Below are 9,222 nucleotides of genomic sequence, written 5' to 3' on the forward strand. Positions count from 1 at the left end.
TTAAGATAGCCTATTTGGACATTTAAAATTTGATAGCTAAGAAGTTAATTTACACTAAATTTGGTATACTCCCAACGATATAGAAATCTCCTATTATTTAGCTATTTTTTATTTTTTGTAATCTACCAGCTGAGTAGTTACGATATCTGTTTTAGAAATTAAATAATCTTTGGAAGAATCCTTTTTTCTCCTCTTTTGGTTTTTGTTGAGGAGGTCTTTGTTGTATCTGTTGCTGTTGTGATTGTGGAGCAACAGGTTGTTGAGGTGCTGGACCTGTCACTTCTTCAGAAGACATTGCTTCTGTTTTAGAAGTTGTTGTTTGAGTAGGAACATAATAACCTAAAAGTCCTGCTATACCATTTGAATATTTATTATCTTTCTCTACAGCTATTCTTCCTCTTCTTAAAAGGAAAGTTTTATCTGAAGCTGATCCATTTAATAACCCTGATATCGGGTCTAACTCTTGGTATGTAAGATTTCCATTTTTAACATGGTTATCTAAGAAACTAAACGTAGTTGGAGTATAGTAACCCTTCTCTATAATCTCTGTATAGAAGTTTTTCCAGATAGGTGCTGCGACTCCCCCTCCTGTAGCTTTAACTAAAGGATCATTATTATCATATCCAACATATATTGTAGTGACATAATCAGGTGTCATTCCAGAATACCAAACGGTTCTTGAATTGTTTGTTGTACCTGTTTTTCCACCTTGCTCAATCGGAACATTATTTATTCTAACTTGAGCACCTTTACTCGTACCCTGCTTAACAGAATTCTTCATCATATTAGTCATAAGAGCAATATCTGCACTATCAAATTTTTGTTCTATCTCAGGCTTTGCTTCGTATAGTGTATTTCCAAACTTATCAACTACTTTAGAAACGAAGAATGGTTTTATAGAGTAACCACCATTTGCAAAAACAGCGTATGATTGTGCTACTTGTAATGGAGTTCCCTCTGTAGTACCTAAAGCAGCAGTTAAATTGTTAGGAACAACAAATCCAGCATCGATTTTTTTCATTGTATCCATAAGAGCTGGAATTCCAACCTTATTTAAAAGTTTTATAGAAACAATATTTTGAGACCTATCAAAACCTTGCATTAAAGTCATACCGTTATAATATCTCTCTCCAAAGTTTCTTGGAGCCCAAGTACCATAAACAATTCTTGAATCTTCCACAACTAAATTTTCTTCATACCCTTTTTCTAAAGCAGTATAGTAAATAAATGGTTTGAAAGAGGAACCAACTTGACGCTTAGCTTGAACTGCTCTATTGAAGTTTCCAGTTTTGAATCCTTTTCCACCAATGATACTTATAACCTCTCCGTTCTTAGCGTCGATTGTTACCATCGCTCCTTGAAGTTTTTTATCATTTTTTAAACGTGGGAAATTTTCAAAAGTATTCTTTGCTACTTTCTGAATATTTAGATCTAAAGTTGTTTCAACAAGTAATCCGTCATTATAGATTTGTTTTTCTTCAAAATTTTCAAATAAAAACTTTTGAACTAAATCTGTAAAGTCAGGAGCATTAAACTCAATTTTTTTATCTACAACATCATATATTATTGTAGTATTTTTATCTTTATAATCGTTTGAAGAAGCTTTTGATTCATTTACAAATTTATAATTCATAGCAGAATTAAACTCATCTTCTGTTATAAGATTAAACTTTAACATTTGTCTCAATATCAGTTTTTGTCTACTTAAAGATCTTTCCAAGTTAGTTCTTGGATTATACATATTAGGTCTATTAGGTATTCCTGCTAAAAGAGCAGACTCTGCTAAATTGATATCCTTAATATCTTTTCTGAAAAAATTATGAGCTGCTATTTTAACACCATATGCTCCAGCACCAAAATATATTTCATTTAAATATTTTTCCATTATCTCATCTTTAGTGTATTTTCTTTCAATTTCAAATGTTATTATAATTTCTTTTATTTTTCTAGAGAATTTTTTTTCATGAGATAAAAATGCATTTCTAGCTAACTGTTGAGTTATAGTACTTCCACCCTGAGCAGCTCTACCTGATTTCAAGTTAACTATTGCAGACCCTAAAATTCTAAATGGATCAATTCCGTAATGAGTTAAAAATTGTCTGTCCTCTATGGCAATAAATGCTTTTTGAAGATTTTGTGGAATTTTTTCAATATCCACAGGTTCTCTTGTTTCTTTTGAAATAACATCAATTATTTGTCCATTTCTATCATAAATAGTAGTAGGAATAGGAGGACTATAATTTTCAACTAACTCTGAAATATTTGGCAGTTCTTTATAGTATTTATTAACTAAAAGACCTGCCCCAATCCCTCCAACAATCCCTAAAGATATAATAAAGATGGCAACATATTTAAGAATTTTCCATTTCATAAAATATCTCCATTTTCAATTATTTTAATTACTTTGAGTTCTTTTGTCTTAATTGTCCACAAGCACCGTCAATATCAGTTCCTTTTTCTCCTCTGATAGTAGCGTTTACTTTTCTGAAATCTTTTAAATAGTTAAGTATTTTGTCAATCTTCTTTTGAGAAGGTCTTTGGTAATCTTTTCCTTCAACAGGATTACAAGGTATTAAGTTTAATATGTGATCAAAGTTATGAACAAAATCAGCTAAATAAGCTAAATCGTTTTCAGATACGTTGAAATCATTTATTAAAATGTATTCGAATGTAATTCTTCTTTTTGTTTGTCTTTGATACTCTTGTAATACTGGGAATAAATCAGCTAATGGATATCTAGTATTGATAGGCATTAACTCACTTCTTTTTTCATCAATTGCACTATGTAAAGAGATAGCTAATTCAACTGGGATTCTCTCTTCTAATAACTTTTCAATTCCAGGAATGATTCCAGAAGTTGATATAGTAATTCTTCTCTTAGAAACATTAACTCCTTTCTCACTTGAAAGAATATCTATAGCTTTTATAACGTTATCGATATTAAGCATAGGTTCTCCCATTCCCATAAATACAATGTTGTTTATTTGAAGTCCTTGCTTTAATAATCTTCTTTCAATTGTATAGAATTGGTTTACAATTTCATGTACATCTAAATTTCTAGTGAATCCACCTAATCCAGTAGCACAGAATCCACACTTAACAGCACATCCAACTTGAGATGAGATGCAAAGAGTTGTTCTGTCCTTGTGTCTTAAGATAACACTCTCTATTGTATTTCCATCTTCTAATTTGAATAGGAATTTCTCTGTTTTATCTATTTTAGATACTTGATGCTTTAATAAGTTTAAAAATGGAATATAAGCTTTTTCTATTAAAAGCTCTCTATCCTTTAATGATATGTTTGTCATATCGTTGATATCTCTTACAATTTTTTGATTTAACCATGTGAAGATTTGTTTTCCATAGAATTTCTTCATTCCTAAAGAAACGATAAAATCTGTAAGCTCTTGTTCATTTAAATTCAGTAAATTTATTTTATTTGACATATTTCCTCCATTGTTACTAATAAATACCTAATTTCCATTATAACAGATATTCCAATTATTTACAATATATTTGTAATCTCTTCCACAGAAACCTCACCTTTAAAGTTAGCTCTTTCGTTTTTTCCTCCACCTTTAATGTTATTTATGTTTTTAGAAAACTTCTTTAATAATTCTCCACAGTCAATAGATTTACTTGAAATAACTCCGCCATTTTCCCAAAGTCCAATAAAAACATATTTATCAGGTATTATTTTGTTCAAATTTTCAATTATATGTTTATCATCTTTATATACAATATATTTCGTTTCATTCTTTTCAATACTTTCATTTATGATGGAAGGAGCTAAAAGTTCGCAATACTTGGCACTTAAATCTCTTATCTTGCTTTCATTTTCTTTTCTTTCAGAATTGAATTTATCAATCATAGAAAGAATCTCGTTATCTCTACAACTAAAAACTTTATTTAACTCTTTTATTACCTTATTTTTGAAAACAAAATCATTTATAGCTCTCTCTCCAGCCAAGAAATAAAATCTAGTATAATTACCTTTTATTTTTTCAAAATTGATTATTTTAAATATTCTTATTTCAGATATGTTTTTTACATGATATCCAGCACAAGCACTTGTATCTAATCCATCAATAGATATGATTCTAACGTCACCTATAACTTTCTCACTAATTTTTTTTCTGAATGTATCTATCTCATTGGCCTCATCTCTGGTTACAACTTTCTCTAGAATACTTTTCCCCTCTCCTATGTAGTCATTAATTTTTTTCTCTAATTCATCTACGAAGTTTTCATCTAAATCTTTTGAATCTAAATCTACGGTTGTATAAGTTTCAGTCATTCTAAATCCAACAGTATTTAAAGAGTAATCGTTATAAGCAACTGCAGAAAAAAGATGTTGAGCTGTATGTTGAACCCCAATATCAAAAACTCTATTTTTATCTACACTATATGTATACTCTCCTGCTGCTAACTCTCCTTCAACTATAATTTTTTTATCATCAAGAACAGTTATAATCTTAGTATCACCTATAAAACCTTGATCACCTATTTGCCCACCTTTTCCATCTATGTATAGATCATGAGTTTCAACCTCTATTAACCAGTTATCTTTCTCTTTTGAACATGAAAGTACTTTAATCATCTTTCCTCCTAAAAACCTTGATACTTTATTTTATAATGTTATAGAGAGTATTTCAATAGTTTTATTCAATATTCAAACTCTATTCAAAAAGTATACTTTGTGTTATACTATATGTAAAAAGATATAAATATAGAGGTGTAGTTATGACTAGAGAGGAAAAAATTAAAAATACATACTTGGGTGCACATGTTTCTATACAAGGTGGAGTAGTTAATGCATTTAAAAATGCTATGGATATAGATGCGAATGGATTTGGTATGTTTGTGAAAAATCAAAGAAGATGGGATGCAAAACAATATACAGAGGATGAAATTTTAGCTTTTAAAGATACTATGAGAAGATATAAGTTTTTACCAGAACAGATTCTTCCACATGATGGTTATCTGATAAACCTAGGTAGTCCAGATCCTGAAAAAAGAGAGAAATCATTGAATGCTTTTATAGATGAGATGCAAAGAGTTAATCAATTGGGATTGATATATTTAAATACTCATCCAGGGAGTCATCTGAAAGAGGTAAGTGAAGATGAATGTATAAAGCTAATTGCTCAATCAATAAATGAAGCACATAAAGTTGTTCCTAACGTAATAGTAGTGTTAGAAAATACAGCTGGACAAGGTTCTAATATGGGATATAAATTTGAACACTTAAGAGATATAATATCTTTAATAGAAGATAAGAGCAGAATAGCTGTTTGTTTAGATACTTGCCATACAATAGCTGCAGGTTATCCTCTTTCAACAGATGAAGAGTATGACTCTACAATGGAAGCTTTTGAAAATATAGTAGGGTTTAAGTATTTAAAAGGAGTTCATCTTAATGATTCTATGTTTGGAGTTGGAAGTAAAAAAGATAGACATCATAGTATAGGAGAGGGAACAATAGGTATGAATTTTTTCAAAAGATTCATGAATGATGATAGATTTAGAAATATACCTATCGTTATGGAAACTATAGATGAAACTATTTGGAAAAAAGAGATTGAGTTACTTAGAAGTTTAATAGATTAATATAATGTCTAAATAAAAAGCCGCACTATTACTAAAGAATTAGTTTTAATAGTGTGGCTTTATAAATTTTATCTTGTCAGTTTTTTTACTGCTTTAGCTAAAGCTTTATCTTTTTCAATTTTTTCAATTTTACCTAAAAGCCAGTTTAACTCCTGATCATTTAAACGTAATTCATCCTTTATAAACTTTTCAAGTTTTTCTATTTCCATAGGTAAAAGTTCCTTCTTTAGAGAACTATTTATCTCTTGTATAGTTCTTCCACCTTCAAAGAAAAATACAATTTTTTGCCAGTTAGTCAAAAGATCTACTTTTCTAAGTAGCATAACAGCAGTATAATTTAATTCAGGTAACTGCTTAAAACCTTTTCTAGAAAGAAAAGATCTTACCTCATCATTTTTTTCAGTTTCAAAAATAATTTCACCAGCTTTTTTAGTATTCATAATTTTAGGCATTTTTGAAGTTCTATCTTTAAGTCTTAAATATTTTGAAAGAGTTAATGTTCTTGTTTCTAGATAAAACTCTAGTGCGAACTCATTAAATGTTTTATTTTCTGGAATAGTTCCGTTTTCTATATGCTCCATTAAAATATCTATTTTTTTAAAATCTACCATGTCAGTATCTCCTTTGATAAAATATTGTATTTACAAAGCTATTATAGCACATTTCTTATTAGTGAACAAATAAAAAAATCGAAAAAATAATTATTTCTATAGTTTTGTAATTTGTATTTTAAAAGTTTTATTAAAACACAACCTTATATTTTAATACATTAAAAATATTTAAAATATTTAAAACTTGATTTTATATTTTTTAAGAATTATAATTATAATATAACAATATCAGGAGGAACAAAATTGAGATTAGATAAATTTTTAGTTGAATGTGGAATAGGAAGTAGAAGTGAAGTAAAAAAAATGATATCTTCTGCTTTAATAACAATAGATGGTGCTATATGTAAAGATAATAACAAAAGTGTAGATGAAAAAAATAGTGTTGTTGAATATAACGGAAGAAGAGTTATATATAAAGAGTTCAGATACTATAAACTTTATAAAATAGATGGTTATATTACTGCAACAGAGGATAAAAAAGAAAAAACTGTTATGGATTTACTGCCTGATTGGGTAAATAAAAAAGATCTATTCCCTGTAGGTAGATTAGACAAAGATACAGAAGGATTGCTAATGTTTACTAATGATGGAAAATTGGCTCATGAAGTAACATCTCCTAAAAAGCATGTAGATAAAATATACCGTGTAGTTTTAAGAGATGAGATTGGAGAGGGAGAGATTTCTCAACTAGAAACAGGAGTTGATATCGGTGGATATACAACTCAACCTGCAAAAGTTGAAGTAGTTCACTCTAAAGAGATTCTTCTTAACATAAAAGAGGGAAAATTCCATCAGGTGAAAAAAATGTTAAAAGCAGTTGGAAATGAAGTGCTATATCTTAAAAGAGAAACTTTTGGGAAATTAACTCTTGATGATATGGTTCCATGTGAGGTTAGAGAGATCGAAAGAGATGATATAATATAATTTTCCATAAAAAAAATGATAGGCCTTTTTAGGAGGGGATAATGAACGAGATAATAATTAAAGAAAAACATGAAATAAGTACCCAACGTAGAAAAAGAAAACCAAAAGAGGAAAAGAAAAGTATATTTGAAATCTATAAATCTCCTAAAACAATGAAGGATTACTTTTTTTATTTAAAGGACTTTTTGACATATGTATATGATGGTGACTCACCAATAGAAGGTGATGAGATAATTGAGCTTATGACAGGAATTGAAAAAGGTGATATTGAAGATTATCTGTCTCATCTTATAAATGAAAGAGATATGAAGAAAACATCTGTAAATAAAGTTATCTCATCTTTAAAGTCTCTTTATAGAGAGTTAGAAAAAAATGGATATGAAAATCCATTTAAGTATATTGGTCTATTTAAAACAAGTCGAAATTTAGATAACATATTAAAAGTTTCATTTGATGATATTAAAGAGATTTTAAAAAATTATAAAATTAATGGAGAAAAGGAGTATAGAAACACATTGATTTTACATACACTTTTCTATACAGGAATGAGAAGTCAAGAGTTACTCTCTTTACAATTCAAACATATCTTAAAAAGAAATGGTGAGTATTTTGTTAAATTAGAAAAAACAAAAAGTGGAAGAGAACAGTATAAACCACTACACAATTTTTTGATAAAAAAGATAGATGACTACAAAAATTATTTGACTAATGTTTATGGAGTAGATGAGGAGAGTTTAGAAGAACAGTATCTTTTTTATAGCTCTTTCGAAAAAAATAAACCTCTTTCTTATAGAGGGTTGTATAATGTTATTCAAGAAATGGGAACTGTTATCAATAAAGATATCAGTCCTCATAACATTCGTCATGCAATTGCAACAGAACTTTCATTAAATGGAGCAGATCTTATAGAGATAAGAGATTTTTTAGGGCATTCTGATACAAAAGTTACAGAGGTTTATATAAATGCAAAATCACTTATCGAAAAAAGGGTGCTTGATAAAATACCTGTACAAAGTATGGATGATGATATCTAAAATCCTTAAAAATTAATAATTACATATTTATATAAATAATTTTAATAAAAATAATTGTTATTTTCGCTATAAAACTACATATAATTAACATTATATGTAGTTTTCTTTTTATAAATCATAAATAAAAATTATTAGAAATAATTTTAGGAGGTTTTATGCACTTTATTGATTCTGATTTAATAAACAATATATTTACTCCTCGGAAAGGTGATGAGTATAAAGGAGATTTTGGTCATACTTTAATTTTGTGTGGAAGCAAAGGGATGGTTGGAGCTGGATTTTTTTCTAGTATGGGAGCTGTAAAATCTGGTTCGGGTCTTACAACTTTAGGAAGCTATAAAGAAACTTTTGATATTTTCTCGGTAAAATTAAATGAGGTTATGTTAATAGATTTAGATGAGATTAATATTTTAGAAATTTTAGATAAATATTCAAGCATTGTTTTTGGATGTGGATTTGGTATAAATGATAAAAATGAACAACTCTTAAAAGCTCTATTAGTAAATTATAAAAAACCTATAATTATAGATGCAGATGGAATTTCTATTTTGTGTAAAAATAATAATTTGAATATTTTGAAAACCAGACATCACCCAACAATTTTGACTCCTCATTACGGAGAATTTTCTAGGATGACAGATTTGGATATAGAGTATATAAAATCTAATCGAATAGAAATCGGGAAAGAGTTCAGTAAAAATTACAATTGCATTTTGATTTTAAAAGATCATAGAACTCTGATAGTAGAAGGAGATAAATTTTTTATAAATACAACTGGAAATAGTGTTATGGCTAACGGAGGTATGGGAGATATTTTAAGTGGAATGATTGGAAGTTTTATTAGTCAAAAATACTCTTCTTTGGATGCTGTACTTTTATCTACATTTTTCCATGGTTCAGCTGGAGATTTTTTTTCAAACTCTTATCATTCTGTAACTCCAACAGAATTAATAAACATACTTCCTAAAATAATAAAAAATAGCAGCTCACAAAAATGACGTGAGCTGCTTTTCTTTTCCCTTCATAACGTTGTATAATATCAG

Annotated in this window: 8 protein-coding genes; 4 read left to right on the forward strand and 4 right to left on the reverse strand. The window is 28.5% G+C overall.

The features are described from left to right. Positions 1-151: 151 nt before the first annotated feature. Genes L992_RS08440 through L992_RS08450 form a run of 3 tightly spaced genes read right to left on the reverse strand, consistent with a single transcriptional unit; the run spans position 152 to position 4,600 of the window. The gene (locus L992_RS08440) at positions 152-2,371 is read right to left on the reverse strand and encodes a transglycosylase domain-containing protein (protein ID WP_052191774.1); all 2,220 of its coding nucleotides are present in this window, start codon (positions 2,369-2,371) and stop codon (positions 152-154) included. Between the two features lie 28 nt (positions 2,372-2,399). Further along, on the reverse strand, positions 2,400-3,446 hold the full coding sequence (rlmN, locus tag L992_RS08445; RefSeq protein ID WP_047383456.1) for a 23S rRNA (adenine(2503)-C(2))-methyltransferase RlmN: 1,047 nt from the start codon (positions 3,444-3,446) through the stop codon (positions 2,400-2,402). Between the two features lie 59 nt (positions 3,447-3,505). Beyond that, positions 3,506-4,600 carry an alanyl-tRNA editing protein gene (locus L992_RS08450; protein WP_047383454.1) on the reverse strand — a complete coding sequence of 365 codons (1,095 nt, stop codon included), beginning with the start codon at positions 4,598-4,600 and terminating at the stop codon, positions 3,506-3,508. A gap of 143 nt (positions 4,601-4,743) precedes the next feature. On the opposite strand from L992_RS08450, the gene nfo reads away from it, so the two are divergent. Beyond that, positions 4,744-5,610, forward strand: a complete 867-nt coding sequence (gene nfo, locus L992_RS08455) for a deoxyribonuclease IV (RefSeq protein WP_047395629.1) — start codon at positions 4,744-4,746, stop codon at positions 5,608-5,610. Positions 5,611-5,678: 68 nt separating this feature from the next. Here nfo and L992_RS08460 read toward each other — a convergent pair whose 3' ends face one another. Beyond that, entirely contained in the window at positions 5,679-6,221 is a 543-nt protein-coding gene (locus L992_RS08460; RefSeq protein ID WP_047383450.1) for a hypothetical protein, read from the reverse strand. Positions 6,222-6,464: 243 nt separating this feature from the next. Here L992_RS08460 and L992_RS08465 point away from each other — a divergent pair, with 243 nt between their 5' ends. The 3 genes from L992_RS08465 to L992_RS08475 all read left to right on the forward strand — a co-directional run bounded on the left by L992_RS08465 (position 6,465) and on the right by L992_RS08475 (position 9,177). Further along, positions 6,465-7,145, forward strand: a complete 681-nt coding sequence (locus L992_RS08465) for a pseudouridine synthase (protein WP_047395633.1) — start codon at positions 6,465-6,467, stop codon at positions 7,143-7,145. A gap of 41 nt (positions 7,146-7,186) precedes the next feature. Further along, entirely contained in the window at positions 7,187-8,179 is a 993-nt protein-coding gene (locus tag L992_RS08470) for a tyrosine-type recombinase/integrase (RefSeq protein ID WP_047383445.1), read from the forward strand. A 155-nt stretch (positions 8,180-8,334) separates the two neighbouring features. Next, positions 8,335-9,177, forward strand: a complete 843-nt coding sequence (locus L992_RS08475; RefSeq protein ID WP_052193949.1) for an NAD(P)H-hydrate dehydratase — start codon at positions 8,335-8,337, stop codon at positions 9,175-9,177. Positions 9,178-9,222: the final 45 nt, after the last annotated feature.

Origin of the sequence: Cetobacterium sp. ZOR0034, from assembly GCF_000799075.1 — a bacterium.
Classification (GTDB): Bacteria; Fusobacteriota; Fusobacteriia; order Fusobacteriales; family Fusobacteriaceae; genus Cetobacterium_A.